At 65.2% G+C, this 14,371-nt stretch carries 15 protein-coding genes and 1 pseudogene; 7 read left to right on the top strand and 9 right to left on the bottom strand.

Annotation, left to right across the window (positions count from 1 at the left end):
- Positions 1-9 precede the first annotated feature (9 nt).
- The 7 genes from EJ067_RS24820 to EJ067_RS24790 form a co-directional block, all read right to left on the bottom strand.
- The gene (locus EJ067_RS24820; RefSeq protein WP_126087830.1) at positions 10-1,119 is read right to left on the bottom strand and encodes an ABC transporter ATP-binding protein; all 1,110 of its coding nucleotides are present in this window, start codon (positions 1,117-1,119) and stop codon (positions 10-12) included.
- Positions 1,116-1,913 carry an ABC transporter permease gene (locus EJ067_RS24815; protein WP_126087829.1) on the bottom strand — a complete coding sequence of 266 codons (798 nt, stop codon included), beginning with the start codon at positions 1,911-1,913 and terminating at the stop codon, positions 1,116-1,118. Before EJ067_RS24815 ends, EJ067_RS24820 begins: the two co-directional genes overlap by 4 nt.
- The gene (locus EJ067_RS24810) at positions 1,913-2,788 is read right to left on the bottom strand and encodes an ABC transporter permease (protein ID WP_126087828.1); all 876 of its coding nucleotides are present in this window, start codon (positions 2,786-2,788) and stop codon (positions 1,913-1,915) included. Before EJ067_RS24810 ends, EJ067_RS24815 begins: the two co-directional genes overlap by 1 nt.
- Before the next feature lie 22 nt (positions 2,789-2,810).
- Positions 2,811-3,887 carry an extracellular solute-binding protein gene (locus EJ067_RS24805; RefSeq protein WP_126087827.1) on the bottom strand — a complete coding sequence of 359 codons (1,077 nt, stop codon included), beginning with the start codon at positions 3,885-3,887 and terminating at the stop codon, positions 2,811-2,813.
- A 39-nt stretch (positions 3,888-3,926) separates the two neighbouring features.
- Positions 3,927-4,595, bottom strand: coding sequence for an XRE family transcriptional regulator (locus EJ067_RS24800; protein WP_126087826.1), 669 nt, complete (start codon positions 4,593-4,595; stop codon positions 3,927-3,929).
- Positions 4,596-4,761: 166 nt separating this feature from the next.
- Positions 4,762-6,543, bottom strand: a complete 1,782-nt coding sequence (locus EJ067_RS24795) for a chloride channel protein (protein ID WP_126087825.1) — start codon at positions 6,541-6,543, stop codon at positions 4,762-4,764.
- 177 nt (positions 6,544-6,720) lie between these two features.
- The gene (locus EJ067_RS24790) at positions 6,721-7,020 is read right to left on the bottom strand and encodes a putative quinol monooxygenase (RefSeq protein ID WP_126087824.1); all 300 of its coding nucleotides are present in this window, start codon (positions 7,018-7,020) and stop codon (positions 6,721-6,723) included.
- Positions 7,021-7,145: 125 nt separating this feature from the next.
- Here EJ067_RS24790 and flhA point away from each other — a divergent pair, with 125 nt between their 5' ends.
- The 3 genes from flhA to EJ067_RS24775 are packed head-to-tail and all read left to right on the top strand — an operon-like array spanning position 7,146 to position 10,370.
- Entirely contained in the window at positions 7,146-9,233 is a 2,088-nt protein-coding gene (gene flhA / locus EJ067_RS24785) for a flagellar biosynthesis protein FlhA (protein ID WP_126087823.1), read from the top strand.
- On the top strand, positions 9,230-9,982 hold the full coding sequence (gene fliR, locus EJ067_RS24780; RefSeq protein WP_126087822.1) for a flagellar biosynthetic protein FliR: 753 nt from the start codon (positions 9,230-9,232) through the stop codon (positions 9,980-9,982). Before flhA ends, fliR begins: the two co-directional genes overlap by 4 nt.
- Positions 9,983-9,986: 4 nt before the next feature.
- Positions 9,987-10,370 (top strand): hypothetical protein, encoded by a 384-nt coding sequence (locus tag EJ067_RS24775; RefSeq protein WP_126087821.1) that lies wholly within the window; start codon positions 9,987-9,989, stop codon positions 10,368-10,370.
- A gap of 33 nt (positions 10,371-10,403) precedes the next feature.
- Here EJ067_RS24775 and EJ067_RS24770 read toward each other — a convergent pair.
- Positions 10,404-10,992: pseudogene (locus EJ067_RS24770) on the bottom strand (transglutaminase-like cysteine peptidase).
- 379 nt (positions 10,993-11,371) lie between these two features.
- Here EJ067_RS24770 and EJ067_RS24765 point away from each other — a divergent pair.
- The 4 genes from EJ067_RS24765 to EJ067_RS24750 all read left to right on the top strand — a co-directional run bounded on the left by EJ067_RS24765 (position 11,372) and on the right by EJ067_RS24750 (position 13,450).
- On the top strand, positions 11,372-11,911 hold the full coding sequence (locus EJ067_RS24765; RefSeq protein ID WP_126087820.1) for a rod-binding protein: 540 nt from the start codon (positions 11,372-11,374) through the stop codon (positions 11,909-11,911).
- 8 nt (positions 11,912-11,919) lie between these two features.
- Positions 11,920-12,342 (top strand): hypothetical protein, encoded by a 423-nt coding sequence (locus EJ067_RS24760; RefSeq protein ID WP_126087819.1) that lies wholly within the window; start codon positions 11,920-11,922, stop codon positions 12,340-12,342.
- A gap of 73 nt (positions 12,343-12,415) precedes the next feature.
- Complete coding sequence (locus tag EJ067_RS24755; protein ID WP_126087818.1) at positions 12,416-12,937, top strand: hypothetical protein; 522 nt, start codon at positions 12,416-12,418, stop codon at positions 12,935-12,937.
- 228 nt (positions 12,938-13,165) lie between these two features.
- Positions 13,166-13,450 carry an SCP2 sterol-binding domain-containing protein gene (locus EJ067_RS24750; protein ID WP_126087817.1) on the top strand — a complete coding sequence of 95 codons (285 nt, stop codon included), beginning with the start codon at positions 13,166-13,168 and terminating at the stop codon, positions 13,448-13,450.
- 63 nt (positions 13,451-13,513) lie between these two features.
- Here the strand turns inward: EJ067_RS24750 and EJ067_RS24745 are convergent, their stop codons facing one another.
- Positions 13,514-14,221: an N-acetyltransferase gene (locus EJ067_RS24745; protein WP_348639495.1), complete on the bottom strand. Its 708-nt coding sequence runs from the start codon at positions 14,219-14,221 to the stop codon at positions 13,514-13,516.
- Positions 14,222-14,371: the final 150 nt, after the last annotated feature.

The raw sequence follows: 14,371 nt of genomic DNA, 5'->3' as shown, positions 1-14,371 counted from the left end.
AGAGCTGGATCAGGTGAGCGTCGTGTCGGCCGAGCTGTCGTCAGCCAGAAGCTTGGCGTCGGCGCCGTCGAAGCAGAGCTCCACCTTTTCGCCGAGGCCGAAGCTCTCGCCCGTCAGCGGCGAGCGTACGATCGCCGTCGAGCCGTCGCCGAGCTTCACTTCGTATTTCGATCCGGAGCCGAGATAGATCGCCTCGGCGATCGTTCCCGACAGGCGGTTCTTGCCGACGGGCTCGCCTGGCTTTCGAATGGCAAGCTTTTCCGGCCGCAGCAGCAGCACCGGGCTGGCCTCACCCGCGAGCCGGCGCGGCGTGGTGACCGTCTCGCCGGCGACGCTGAGCGCCGTGCTGGTGCCGTCGCTTCTCGCCTCGCCGCGCAGCACGGTGGAGTCGCCGATGAAGCGGCCGACGAACAACGTCGCCGGTTCGTCATACAACTGCCTGCCGGTGCCGACCTGCTCGATTCGCCCGCGATTGAACACGGCGATCCGGTCCGACAGCACCAGCGCCTCTTCCTGGTCGTGCGTGACATAGACGAAGGTGGTGCCGAGCTCGCGGTGGATGCGCTTGATCTCGAGCTGCAACCACTCGCGCAGCTTCTTGTCGAGCGCGCCGAGCGGCTCGTCCATCAGGAGCAGCGGCGGATCGAAGACGATGGCACGCGCCAGCGCCACGCGCTGCTGCTGGCCGCCCGACAATTCGCTCGGATAGCGATGCGCGAAATCGCCCATCTTGACCATGTCGAACGCCGTTGCCACGCGCGCCTTTCGCTTGGCCTGATCGACGCCGCGCAGCGTCAACGGATAGGCGACGTTGCGGCCGACGGTCATGTGCGGGAACAGCGCATAGTGCTGGAAGACGACGCCGATATTGCGCTTGTGCGCCGGCACGCCGACGACGCTGTTGCCGCCGACCAGCAGCTTGCCGCTCGACACATCCGTGAAGCCGGCGATCACATTGAGCGTCGTCGTCTTGCCCGAGCCGCTCGGCCCAAGCAGTGTCATGAACTCGCCGGGCTCGATCCTGAGCGACACGCCGTCCAGCGCCTTGAATGCGCCATAGGCTTTGGTGACGGATTCGAGGTCGATCGCCGCGCCGCGATTGTTCGGTCTTGGGTTCATAGGCGTCCCTTCCGCTCGCGGCCAAGAAGAAGCATGCCGCCGCCGATCAGGATCGTGGTGGCGCACAACAGGATCGTGCCGACGGCGGCGACCGTCGGGTCGGCGTCGCGCGTGATCGAGGAGAAGATCTGCACCGGCAGCGTCTTGAGATAGGGGTTGGTGATGAAGAGCGAGACGATGATCTCGTCGAATGACGTCGCGAAGGCGAAGAGCAGGCCCGACAGGATGCCGGGCAGGATCAGCGGCAGCGTGACGGTCCGGAACGCGGTGAGCGCGCCGGCGCCGAGGCTGGCCGCCGCCGTCTCCAGGCGCTTGTCGAAGACCTCGAGATTGGCCGACACGGCGATCAGCACGAAGGGCAGCGCCAGGATGGTGTGAGCCAGCACGAAGCCGGCCAGCGTTCCGACGAGCTGGGCGTCGAGATAGACGGCATAGATGCCGATGGCCAAAACCACGCCCGGCACCACCATCGGCGTCAGCATCAGCATCCGCAGAAGGTTCGCCGGCCGCGCCTTCATGCGGTCGAGCCCGAAGGCGGCGAGCGTGCCGAGCACCGTCGCCAGCACCGCCACGATCGAAGCCACCTTCAGCGAGTTGAGAAAGCTGGTCGACCATTCCGGATTGGTGGCGAAATTCTGGTACCACTGCCAGGAGAAGCCTTGCGGCGGGAAGGCGAGCGACTTGTTGGCGTTGAAGGACATCGGCACGACGACGAGCGTCGGCGCCACCAGCCATATCGCCACCAGCAGGCAGACCAGGCCGAGGATGATGCGGGTGAGCGGCTTCATTTCCATCAGCGTCGCCCCGCCTCTCGGTGCCTCGAGCGCATCACCGGCGCTGCGAGCGCCAAGAGCAGGAAGGTCGCGACCAGCAGCACCACGCCCATGGCGCCGCCGCGTCCCCATTGCAGCAGGCTGAGCACCTGCGTCTGCACCAAGGTCGAGAGCATGGTCGAGCGCGGCCCGCCGAGCAGCGCCGGGGTGATGTAGAAGCCGAGCGCCAGGATGAAGACGATGATCGCGCCGGCATAGACGCCCGGCAGCGACAGCGGCAGGTAGACGGTGAAGAAGGCGCGGGACGGCCGGGCGCCGAGGCTGCGCGCCGCCTGCACCAGCCTCAGGTCGATCCCCTTCATCACCGAATAGAGCGGCAGGATCATGAAGGGCAGAAGCACCTGCGCCATGCCGATCACCACGCCCGTCTGGGTGCGGATCAGCCGGATGCCGGTGAAGCCGGCCGACCTGAGCAGCGAATTGATGACGCCGGAATCCTGCAGCAGGATCACCCAGGACAGCGTACGGACCACGCCGCTCACCCAGAACGGGATCAGCACGCAAAGCACCAGCACAAGCCTGACGCGCGGTCCGACCGCGGTCATCAGGTAGGCGTAGGGATAAGCGCAGATAACGCAGACCAGCGTAACCCATGCCGAGATGATGAAGGTGCGCTGCAGCACCGCGAGATTGACCGGGGCACCGAAGAACCAGGCATAGTTCTGCACGCCCCATTCAGGCTCCGACAGGCTGCGCAGCATGATGGTGAGCAGCGGATAGCCGATCACTGCCGCCAACAGGACGAGCGCCGGCAGCGTGAGCGCGAACGGCCGCCATCCCCGTCCCGGCCGCCCTTCGGCGGCGGGTTGGGTGGTCGTCGGCTCGAGCGCGCTCACCGGCTTTGCCTCCCTCAGCCCGTCAGTTGCCGGCCATCAGCGCGGACCACTTCTCCTGCGCCAGCGGGAAGTTCTCGACCCAGAACTTGATGTTCTGCTTGTAGCCCTGCTTCTGGCGCTCGGGCGTGTTGGTCAGGAAGGCCGCGACGGAAGCGTCGACCTTGGGCTGCGCGTCGTTGTTGATCGGCGTGTAGGAGGTCTGCTGCGCCAGGATCTCCTGCGACTGCTTGCCAAGATAGGCATTGAGCAGCGCGTAGGCGGCATCGGTATCCTTGACGCCGACGGGGATGGTCATCTGGTCCATCACCACCAGCCAGTCCTGCCAGGCGGGCGCATATTTGGCGCCGTTCTTGACCGCCGTCATGGCGCGGCCGGTCCACATCATCAGCATGTCGGCCTCGCCGGACTCGGCGAGCTGCTGCGATTCCGCACCCGTCTTCCAGTAGATCGTGTCCGGCCCGAGCTTGCGGATCACGTCGATGGCCTTGTCGATATCGCCGGCCGTCATTGCCTTCGGATCGCCGCCCGCCACCTTGAAAGCCTGTTCGAGCAGGCCGCCGGTCGGATCGCCGGAGCCGTCGAGGCCGCGCACGCCCGGGAACTTTTCGGTGTCGAAGAAGTCGGCCCAGCTCTTGGGCGGGTTATCCTTGTACTTCTCCATGTTGTACATCAGCACGACGCCGTAGTTCATCGCCGGCACCGAGCACTCGCCGACCTGGCCCTGGGGAATTTTCGAGACATCGAGCTTCGAAAGATCGAGCTTCTGGAACAGCTTGCCGCAATGGACGTAAGGCGGCAGATCGCCGGTATCGACCACGTCCCAGGTGACGTTGCCGGATTCGACCTGGGCCTGCAGCTTTGCGATCTCGGTCGGGCCGTCATTGAGCAGCTTGACGCCGGACTTGTCGACGAACTCCTTCAGCGCCGCCGCCTGGCCGTCCTGGTAGATGCCGCCATAGGAGACGAAGGTCAGGGTCTTGCCCTTGAGCGAACCGTCCTTCACCTCGCCCGCGACAGGCTTGTCCTGCGCGAAGGCGGCGGTTGTCAGAACACCGAGCGCCAGAGCGGCGCCAAGACCTGCGAATTTCGACTTCAGCATAACTTGAACTCTCCCATTGAGGCCCGCGTTTGAATCGCACTACCTGGCCGCGAGCGGTTTCCAGGCCTTGTATTGATCGAGCTCGGCGCGCGCCGAGGTCGGCGGCGCGATGATCCACATCACCTCGGCCCGGCCGCTGCCGATGTTCTCGCTGCGATGCGGTGTCGACGTTGCGTATTCGATGCTGTCGCCCTCTTCGAGGACATGGCGTGCGTCGCCGAGCGAGACCTCGACGATGCCGCGAAGGACGACGAGCATCTCGTGCGCGTCGCCATGCGTGTAGAGCGCCGAGCCGGTCGAGCCGCCGATATCGAACTCGCCGACATAGACTTCCATGTCGCTCAACGGCGGGCGCGACAGCAGCATCTTGCGGCAACCGTCGCTGGGCGGAAGGCTTGGCCGCTCGCTGCGCCGGAGCGCGCCGTGATGATTTTGAGCCGCGCTCTCCGCGAACAGCAGCGCGACGCTGACCCCGAGTGCCGAGGCCATCTGGTTGAGCGAAGCGGTACTGGCGCCGGTCAGGCCGCGCTCGAGCTGGCTGATGAAGCTGGCGCTCGTGCCGGTCGCCTCGGCGAGGTCGCGCAAGGACAGCCTGCGCGCGAGACGAAGGCTCTTGAGACGCGCGCCCAGTACCTGTTGCGCATGGGCCGCGGCCGAGCTGGCGCCGTTCGCCGCCTGAGCCTTACTGTTGTCGGAAGCCTTGGGCATCCCGTTTTCCTCCACTTAACACTCTGTACAGTTACACTGTACAATTGACAAGCCACGCGTGGCGCCAGGCCCGCGCCAGTATTTGGGCCAGGCTTGCAAGCTGAAGGGGCATGTCTGCAGGAGAAAGGCGCGGCGGCGGATCGACAAAGTAGGCGGGGAGGTCTCGCTACCCCTCGCCGGAGAGATCCCGCCGCGCCTTGTCGAGCTCCTCGGCATAACGCCGCATCAGGTGGCTTTCGGTTAGCAGGCCGAGGACAATGCGATCGTCGAAATCCTCCACGACCGCCAGCTCTTCAGCGCCGGCGCGCTGGAAAGTCTCGGCGGCGGTTTGGACGTTCATCGACGGAACCAGCACCGCATCCTTGAACAGGGCGAGCGCCTGCACCGGGGTCTCGCCGTCGGAGAGGTCGCTGTGCAGCTCGGCAACGAGCAGCACGCCGACATAATGCTGTCCCTGCTCGACGGCGATGACGCGCTGCGCGGACCCAAGCGGGACCTCCTTGCGGAATTCGGCCAGCGTGATCGAGGCGTCAATGGTGCGGACGTCCTTGCGCATCATCGAGCCGACATTCAGGCTGCGCATCCAGCCGACATCGTGGGCGCTGCGGATTGTCTCGCCGCGCAGATGGAAGCGCCAAGTCGAGAAGGAGTAGCCGAAGGTCTCGCGCACCAGGATCGCCGACATGATCGATGCCGCCAGCACCACGCCGGTGAGCGTCAGGTCGCGGGTCGATTCCAGCGCCAGAAAAGTCATCGTCAGCGGACCGCCGACGACACCGACAGCAAGCGAGCTCATCCCGACGACGGCGGCGACCGCCGGATCGATGCCTGTCGATGGCGCGGTCAGCGCCATGACGCCGGCAAAGACCTTGCCGAGCAGCGCGCCCAGGAACAGCGAGGCAAAGAACAGGCCGCCGCGGAAACCGGACCCGAGCGAGATCGCCGAGGCGGCGAGCTTCAGCACGAAGACGCTGGCCACGACAGGAAGCCCGTAGTTCATCGCGAACTCGCGGTGCAATGCTCCATGCCCGCTGGAGAGCACCTGCGGCGTGACCAGCCCCAGCAGCCCGACAACGATGCCGCCGATAAAGGGCCTGACCGAAGCGTCGATCGCCAGCCGCACGAAGACGCGCTCGATAATGCTTACCAGATGCATGATCGCAATCGACGCCGCCCCGCCGAGGAGTCCCAGCAGCAGGAACGGCACGTATTCGCTTGCGGTCAGCGTCGGCAGGCCGGAAAGTTCCAGCGGAAACGGCACGCCGCCGAACACTTCCGCAGTCAGCGAGGCCGCGATCGCCGCCGCCATCACCGGCGCGACATTGGCCACCGAGTAGATGCCGATGACCAGCTCGAAGCCGTAGAAGGCGCCCGTCAGCGGCGCGTCGAAGGCGGCCGCGATGGCGCCGGCGGCACCGCAGCCGACCAGGATGCGGACGTCGTTGCGGCGCAGCCGGAAGGCGCGGGCCAGTCGCGAAGCTATGCCGGAACCGATCTGCGTGTAGCCGGCTTCCAGCCCGACCGAGGCGCCGAAACCGCTGGAGATCATGGTCTGGCCGACGATGATGAACGTATCGGTGAGCGACATGCGCCCACCGTAGAGCGCATTGGCCTCGATCGGGTCGACCGGCGTTCTGAACTTCCGCCTTCTCAGCCAGATCACCGAAAGGCCGAGCAGCAGGCCGCCGATGGCCGGAAACATCGCCTGCACCGGATTGGCCAGTGAAAACATCGCCGAAAGTCGCCCGCCCGGCTGCACGTCGAAGAGCAGGAAGTGCATGCCTTGCACAAACCCGCTCATGCCGGTGACCAGCGCGCCGGCGATCATGCCGACCACACCCGCCATCAGCACGATGACGATGCCGCGCGCCTCGAGCACGGGGATCGAATTGATCAGCACCGCCCGAAGCCGGCGGGCGTAGACTTGCGGTTCGTTTCTGGCAGGCAACGGTGCGGCTCGCCGGTATGCGGAGGATGGATGCTGCCGTGCCTGATACGCCCGGCGGCATAGCGTGGCAACCGCAATGCCGACCGCATGTGGCGCCATTTTGGCGCTGCGTCAGCCGGCGAGACATCAGCGATGATTTGCAGTGGCGTGTCGTTAAAAACCCGCCAATTCGCCCAGTCAGGTTGGTGTGCCGTCGCCAGCTTCGTAGAGCGTAAGCTTGCGATCTCCGATGCCGAGCGTCGCCCAGCTCGCGCGCCATTCAGAGATGTGCGCCGACTTGAAATGCGCGGTGAGCGCGGCCCTGTCGCTCCACACCTCCGTCACATGGATGAGCCCGGCGTCCAGCACATCCTGCGCGTAGGAATATTCGACGCAGCCGGGTTCGGCGCGGCTGGCTGAGATCATCCGCTGCATAGCCGGCCGGGCCTCCTCCAGTTTGTCGGGCGGCAGCCGAACCGTGCCGATGATCAGGAGCATGCGGTGTTCCCTTCGCCAAACAGGGGCAGTGCCCCCCGTAGCCCCTCTCCCACCCTCGCGCAAGCTTGGCCGGTTACGGTCGAGGGCCTGCCTTTGCGCTGGGCAAATCTGGATTCGAGGACGACATGGCGATCAGCGAAACAATCCCGTCCGGCCTGGTGGCCAAGAACGGCCGCGACGTCTTCTTCGCGCTGGGCATCGTCGTCATCCTGGCGGTGCTGTTCCTGCCGATCCCGGCCTTCCTCATCGATATCGGCCTTGCCTTCTCGATCGCGCTCTCGGTGCTGATCCTGATGGTGGCGCTGTGGATCCAGCGGCCCCTGGATTTCTCTTCCTTCCCGACCGTGCTGCTGATCGCCACGATGCTGCGGCTGTCGCTCAACATCGCCACCACGCGCATGATCCTCTCGCATGGCAATGAAGGCACGCATGCGGCCGGCTATGTCATCTCGGGCTTCTCGAAGCTGGTGATGTCGAGCGACTTCGTCATCGGCCTGATCGTCTTCATGATCCTGATCGTGGTGAACTTCATCGTCATCACCAAGGGCGCAACCCGCATCGCCGAAGTCGGCGCGCGCTTCACGCTCGACGCCATTCCCGGCAAGCAGATGTCGATCGACGCCGACCTGTCCGCCGGCATGATCGACGAGAAGACGGCGCAGCTCCGCCGCCGCGAGCTGGAGGAAGAATCCTCCTTCTTCGGCTCCATGGACGGCGCCTCGAAATTCGTTCGCGGCGACGCCATCGCCGGCCTCATCATCACCGCCATCAACATCGTCGGCGGCATCGCCATCGGCTATCTGCGCCACGGCATGGGTCTCGGCCAGGCGGCCGACGTCTTCATCAAGCTGTCGGTCGGCGACGGCCTCGTCACCCAGATCCCGGCCCTCATCGTCTCGCTCGCCGCCGGCATGCTCGTCTCCAAGGGCGGCACCCGAGGCTCCGCCAACCAGGCGGTGTTCGGCCAGCTCGGCGCCCATCCGCGTGCGCTCTACGTCGCCGGCTCGCTGCTGGTCATCCTCGGCCTGATGCCCGGCCTGCCGCTTTTTCCGTTCTTTGCTCTCGCCGGCGCCATGGCCGGCCTCGGCTACATCATCCCGCTGCGCCACAACCGCGCGCTGGCCGCGGCGGAAGCTTTGAAGAACCAGGAAAAGGCGAACAAGGCCGAAGAGGAGAAGAACTCCGTCAAGGCGTCCTTGGCCACCGCCGAGATCGAGCTCCTGATCGGCAAGCAGCTTTCGACCCGCCTGCTGGTGGCGCACCAGGAGCTGGTGTTCCGCATGTCGAAGATGCGCAAGAAATTCGCCCAGCAATACGGTTTCGTGGTGCCGGAGGTGCGCGTCGCCGACGACTTCGCCATCCCGCCGAAGGGCTACCAGATCAAGGTCCACGGCACGGTCGTCGCCGAATACCAGATCCGCGTCGGTGAGGTGATGGTGCTGCTCGGCACGCGCGGCGTGCCCGACATCCCCGGCGAGGAGATCCGCGAGCCGGCCTTCGGCATGCGCGCCTATTCGGTGCTGGAAACCTTCGCCGAGGACCTCAAGCGCGAGAACTACACCTTCGCCGACAACATGTCGGTCCTGCTCACCCACCTCTCCGAGGTCATCCGCAACAACCTGCCGCAGCTTCTCTCCTACAAGGACATGAAGGCGCTGCTCGAGCGGCTGGACCCCGAATACCGCAAGCTCGCCGACGAGATCTGCACCTCGCACATCTCCTATCCGGGCTTGCAGGCGGTGCTGAAGCTCCTGCTTGCCGAGCGCGTCTCGATCCGCAACCTGCACCTGATCATCGAGGCCATCGCCGAGATCGCGCCGCATGTGCGCCGCACCGAGCAGATCGTCGAGCATGTCCGCATCCGCATGGCGCAGCAGATCTGCGGCGATCTCTCCGAAGGTGGAATGCTCAAGGTGCTGCGGCTCGGCAACCGCTGGGACCTCGCCTTCCACCAGAGCCTCAAGCGCGACGCCAAGGGCGAGGTGCGCGAGTTCGACATCGATCCGCGCCAGCTCGAGGAGTTCGGCCAGGACGCCACCAAGGCGATCCGCAAGCATCTCGAGGCCGGCGAGCGCTTCGTGCTCGTCACCGCGCCGGACGCGCGGCCCTATGTGCGCATGATCATCGAGCGGTTGTTCACCACGCTGCCGGTACTCAGCCATGTCGAGATCGCCAAAGGCGTCGAGATCAAGGTGCTTGGAACGATTTCGTGAACGCGCTTTCGCAAGGCGTCGTCATCGCCGCCTTCCTCGCCTTCTGCCGCATCGGCGCCTGCTTCATGCTGATGCCGGGCCTGTCGAGCGCCCGCGTGCCGATTCAGGTCAGGCTGTTCGTGTCGGTCGCCGCCACCGGCGGTTTGCTCGCCTTCCTGTGGGACCGCATCTACCCCTATGTCGACCCGCGCCCGCAGGTGCTGGCGCCGATGATCGTCTCCGAGCTTCTGGTCGGCGGGCTGATCGGCGCGATGACCAGGCTCTACATGGAGGCGCTGCGCTTCATGGGTTCGGCCATCGCCATGCTGATCGGCTATGGCGGCTCGGGCGGGCCGGCGATCGAGGAGCCAGAGCCGCAGGCAGCGCTTGCCGCGATCATCTCGTTCTCGGCGCTGCTCCTGCTTTTCGTCTTCGACTTCGACCACGAGATCGTGCGGGCGCTGGTCGCCTCCTACACGGTCGCCCCGGTCAACGTGTTCTTCAACCCGCAGGCAGCGCTTGTCGACGTCACCGACACGGTGTCGGACGCCTTCTTCCTGGTCATCCGTCTCGGCAGCCCCTTCGTCGCCTATGCCATCCTGGTCAATCTGACGATCGGCTTCGTCAACAAGCTGACGCCGCAGATCCCGGTCTATTTCATCTCGCTGCCCTTCGTCATCGCGGGTGGCCTGATCATCTTCTATTTCGCCATCGGCACCTTGCTGTCACTGTTCGTCGACGGCTTTGTCGACCTGACGCTGGCGAGGTAGCCCGATGACCTCGCGCAGGGATCGCCTGAAGAAGCTGGTCAAGGTACAGGAGCAATTGAAGGCGCTTCACGAAACCCGCCATGCCGGCTTCCTCTCCGCGGCCGCGGCGGCCGAATCTGAAGCGCAGGATCTGATCGGGCATTTCGACGCCGGCAACTCGCTGGCCGGCCTGTTCCCGGAACTCTACCATCGCCGCATCGCCAACGCGCTCGACCGCCAGAAACAGAGCCTTGAAAGCGCCCGGCAGGAAGCGGCGATGGTTGCCACCGCGACCGCGCGCACCAACATGGTCGAGCGAGCCTATAAGGACGTCCGCCGGCGCGACGAGCGCGAGCGCTCCGACCGCGAGCGGCTGGACCTCATCGCCCAGAAGCGGGAACAGGAGTAGCGTCGCGTCCGCCGCGCGGCGAAGCTGTAAGCGTCAGCTGCCGGTCGCGGTCGCGCCGACCGGCTTGGCGGCCCCGATCCGCTCCCAACGCCTGCCGTTCCCCTGCGCCTGCCGGGCGAAATAGCTGTAGGGGGTGCTGGACCAATCGCGGACCGAGTTGGTGAGGTTGTCGAGCACGAGGTCGCCCTCATTGGTGCGCACCGTCAGCACCGTGTGCCCATCGCCATGATAGCTTGCCACGGTCAGCAGCAGCGCCGACGCCGGCCAGCCGCGCTTCATCAGCTCGAGTTTCTTCAGGATCGCGATATCCTCGCAATCGCCGGACGCCGTCGGCACGCGCCAGTCGTCGTCCTTGCCGACGACGGCTTGATCGCTGAGTTCGGTGATGCGTGAATTGACCGAGCGGTTCACCTGGCTCAATTGCGCGCTGAGCCCTGGCCGCAGGGCCACGACTTTTTGTTCCACCGGCCGTGCTGCACAGGCCGGGTTGGCGGCTGCAGAACGAATAGAAGGCCGGCGGCGCGAACGCCTTGCCTTTGGTTTCCATCGCCGTTCCGGCCTGCGCGGCAAACGGGCAGGCAGCCGACAGCAGGAATGCGATTAGCGCGACATCGCGTTTCACGATCAATGTCTCCAATGCGTGGCCTAGAGGATGCGGGGGCGGGGTTAATCAGTGGTTTTCAATCGCCGAATTTGGCCGGCGGCGCGGCAAACGCCGTTAACATATCAATACATTCTAAAATAAGATTTGACCTTGTGCCGAAGCAGCAGGAATGCCCGGCATATTTCCTGAAGGAACCACGCGGTCCGACCCCGGAAGCGGCTTGGCTTCCGCCGGATTGATCCTCCCTCTCGGGCCGGACCGCCACCCGGGATCGGGCTGAATCTGCATTCCGCCTCCCCGCAAGCCTGCCACAAGCTTGTTGAGTCATTGTGCAACTAACAAGACCCGGCGAAAAGGCAGTGCTTTCTTGGCGATTTCACCCCCCAGCGACATCGTTATGGACGTTGCCCGCGCAGCCGAGCCGGCCGATGTCGCGGCCGCGCGAGCAGCGCTCGCGAGGCGCGCCGGCGGCACCGCAGGGGCCTTTTCGATCGACCAGGCCGCCTCCGTCGATGCCGGCTCGGTGCTCTCGCGCGCCGCGGCGGACAAAGCCGAAGCGGCAAATCCGGCGAAAAAATTCCAGCGCTTCGAGGCGATGGTGCTGACGACTTTCATCCAGAACATGATGCCCAAGGACACCGAAGGCGTTTATGGCAAGGGGCTGGCCGGCGACATGTGGAAGTCGCAGCTGGCTGAAAAGGTGGCCGATGTCATGGCCGCGCATGGCGGCATCGGCATCGCGAAATCGATGCTTGCCGACCACTATATGGACGGCAAGCGCAAGGTGCCGGTCGGACCTGTCGGGGGCGGACCGGAGAAAGCCGAGATCGACCAGCAGACCAGGCTTTCGACCTCGATGATCGAGGAGCTTGAGCGCAAGGCTGCCCGGTCGATGACCGGCGACGACACAACCATAAAGACAGACATCAAGATCTAGGGACCTACATGGCCGACCACACGGACCTCTCGAATCTGCCTGCACGGACCATCGCCACCGAAGCGCCGGCCGCGCCTGCGCGGCCCGGCAACCTCGCCGCCATCATCGGCCGCATCGAGGAGGTGGTGGACGAGGAAACGGCTGGCATCCGCAGCGGAACCGGCTACGATCTCAAGGCCTCGAATGCCCGCAAGAGCCGCTATCTCTACGAACTGACCCGCGCCCTGAAGGGTGCCAACGAGATCGAGTTCCTCGAGCAGCATCGCGAAGGGTTGGCGCGACTGCGCCAGAAGCTGGCGAAGAACGAAGCCGCTATCCTTGCTCATCTCAACGCCGTCAACGAGGTCGCCACACTCTTGAAGAACGCCATCCAGCGCGCCGACGCCGACGGCACCTATTCGGCCGGCGAGTTCGGATACGCCCGAGCATGATCCCGAACCGCTCGTCCGCGTCAGTGGAAGCCGGTTTTCCGGACAAGATCATGCTCGAACAGTCAGATAAAGCATGATCAAGTTCATCGCCGCAGCGCTTTGGATCTGCGCCGCAACGCTCGGCGCGGTGTTCTATTCCTTCCAGGCGGCGGGCGAACGCGGCGTCGGCGAGCCGCCGAAGCCGATGCTGGGCGGTCTCGACTACGTCAAGACCGACATCATTTCGGTGCCGCTCGTCCGCGATTCCAAGATCGACGGTTATTTTCTCACCAAGCTTGTCTACACGGTGGAACCGGACCAGATGAAGAAGCTGTCGATCCCGGCGCCGGCGATCATCACCGACCAGGTCTATTCCTACCTCTATTCGAATCCGCAGATCGATTTCACCAAGAAGGAGACGATCGATCTCGATGCTTTCCGCAAGGCTATCCGTGACACCGTCAACGCCCGCGTCGGCGTCGAGCTGGTGCATGACGTGCTGATCGACCAGGTCAATTTCCTGTCCAAGGACGAAATCCGCGACAACGCGATCCGCCGCCGCAAGAATGCCGGCGAGACGGCCCAGGAAATGACCAAGGCCTTCAAGCAGCATTGATCGCGTCACCGGTGCCTCCACCAGGTTGGATGCCTCGCCTCGCTCGTTTGCCAATTGATGCGAACGCGGCATGGTTGCCACCATGCCGCATGGCGACCGCGTTGACGTAAACGTCAACCCGAAGCTATATGCGGCTGTGGCTTGTCGCGGCGCTCCAGCGCGACGCGGCGCCTCGCCCAGCGGCCAAGGCCGGTGCGCGTCAAACGCAACCAAACGAGGAGAACCGCCATGGGCGTTCAGGAGATTGCCGACAGGATCAGGTCGCGCGTGGCAGGTGCGGGCTTCGAGCACTCGGTCAAGTTCGACACCGGCAGCGACGGCGTCGTCGTCATCGACGGCGCGACGGTCTCGACAACCGATGCGCCGGCCGACTGCACGATCAAGCTCTCGCTCGACGATCTCGACTCGCTGATCGCCGGCGACCTCAACCCGACCATGGCCTTCATGGCCGGCAAGCTGAAGGTCGAGGGCGACATGACGGTCGCCATGGCGCTCAGCCAGTTGCTCGGCTGATCCTTCGCAAAGAACACAACGCCGCCCGATGGGCGGCGTTGTTTGTTTGTCGAACCGCAGGCGTCAGGCGACGAAGTCCAGCGCCTTGACCCTCCGACCGGCGGCCTTGATCGTGCCCTTGGCGCCGTCGAGAACACCCTCCTTCAGCTCCAGGGCCAGCAGCCGGTGCCGCTCATAGGGGCCGGGCATGGCGAGCGATCCGGTGCGGTCGGCTGAAAAGCCGAACCGCCCGTAATAAGGCGCATCGCCGACGAGCAGGATCGCGCTATGGCCAAGCCTCGAGGCTTCGGCGATGGCATGCCGCATCAGCGCCGAGCCGATGCCGCCGCTCTTCAATCCCGGTTCGACCGCAAGCGGCCCGAGCAGCAGTGCAGCCGGACCGCCCTCGCCCAGCATCACGTCCCACAGCCGCACCGTGCCGACGACCGCGCCCGACGGATCGCGCGCGACAAAGGCCAGGCCTTCCGAAGGCCGGCGCCCGCGCCGCAGCTTCTCGGACGACTTCTTCCTGCGCTTCGGCCCCATCGCCCGGTCGAGCAGCGCTTCGCGCGCCTGCATGTCGGCCGCGCTTTCGGCAAGGATGACGAAGGCCGGCGCCAGGGCGGCCCCCTCGTCCGGAGCGCCGCGCGAGCCAGCCTCTGCCCGGTGGGCAAGGGAGGGCGCCAGCGCCGCCATCGGAGCCTTCTCCCCCGCGGAGAAACGCTCACCCGACGGTCCGGACGAGGGGGCAATTTCGGTGGCCGCAAGGGCCGATTTGATCAGGTATTCCATATCCGCGATCCTTCACGAGCGGAGGTTTGTTCCACAAGCGAGCCCGGGTGGGCGACAGGCGCCCACCTGGGATGATCTGAGCGGTCCTCAGCGCATTTTCAGGCGAAGTGGAAACCGGTTCGCCGTCCGAAAATGCGCCAAGCATGCCCC

Origin of the sequence: Mesorhizobium sp. M1D.F.Ca.ET.043.01.1.1 (assembly GCF_003952385.1) — a bacterium.
In the GTDB taxonomy this organism is placed as follows: domain Bacteria; phylum Pseudomonadota; class Alphaproteobacteria; order Rhizobiales; family Rhizobiaceae; genus Mesorhizobium.
Note: the sequence above shows the minus strand (reverse complement) of the source record. Positions and strands in the feature narration are given on the sequence as shown.

Excerpts from the sequence above, each read along its gene's own strand:
- EJ067_RS24820 (WP_126087830.1), bottom strand. The coding sequence starts at position 1,119 with ATGAACCCAAGACCGAACAATCGCGGCGCGGCGATCGACCTCGAATCC.
- EJ067_RS24815 (WP_126087829.1), bottom strand. The coding sequence starts at position 1,913 with ATGGAAATGAAGCCGCTCACCCGCATCATCCTCGGCCTGGTCTGCCTG.
- EJ067_RS24805 (WP_126087827.1), bottom strand. The coding sequence starts at position 3,887 with ATGCTGAAGTCGAAATTCGCAGGTCTTGGCGCCGCTCTGGCGCTCGGT.
- EJ067_RS24800 (WP_126087826.1), bottom strand. The coding sequence starts at position 4,595 with ATGCCCAAGGCTTCCGACAACAGTAAGGCTCAGGCGGCGAACGGCGCC.
- EJ067_RS24790 (WP_126087824.1), bottom strand. The coding sequence starts at position 7,020 with ATGCTCCTGATCATCGGCACGGTTCGGCTGCCGCCCGACAAACTGGAG.
- flhA (WP_126087823.1), top strand. The coding sequence starts at position 7,146 with ATGGCGATCAGCGAAACAATCCCGTCCGGCCTGGTGGCCAAGAACGGC.
- EJ067_RS24775 (WP_126087821.1), top strand. The coding sequence starts at position 9,987 with ATGACCTCGCGCAGGGATCGCCTGAAGAAGCTGGTCAAGGTACAGGAG.
- EJ067_RS24765 (WP_126087820.1), top strand. The coding sequence starts at position 11,372 with ATGGACGTTGCCCGCGCAGCCGAGCCGGCCGATGTCGCGGCCGCGCGA.
- EJ067_RS24760 (WP_126087819.1), top strand. The coding sequence starts at position 11,920 with ATGGCCGACCACACGGACCTCTCGAATCTGCCTGCACGGACCATCGCC.
- EJ067_RS24755 (WP_126087818.1), top strand. The coding sequence starts at position 12,416 with ATGATCAAGTTCATCGCCGCAGCGCTTTGGATCTGCGCCGCAACGCTC.
- EJ067_RS24750 (WP_126087817.1), top strand. The coding sequence starts at position 13,166 with ATGGGCGTTCAGGAGATTGCCGACAGGATCAGGTCGCGCGTGGCAGGT.
- EJ067_RS24745 (WP_348639495.1), bottom strand. The coding sequence starts at position 14,221 with ATGGAATACCTGATCAAATCGGCCCTTGCGGCCACCGAAATTGCCCCC.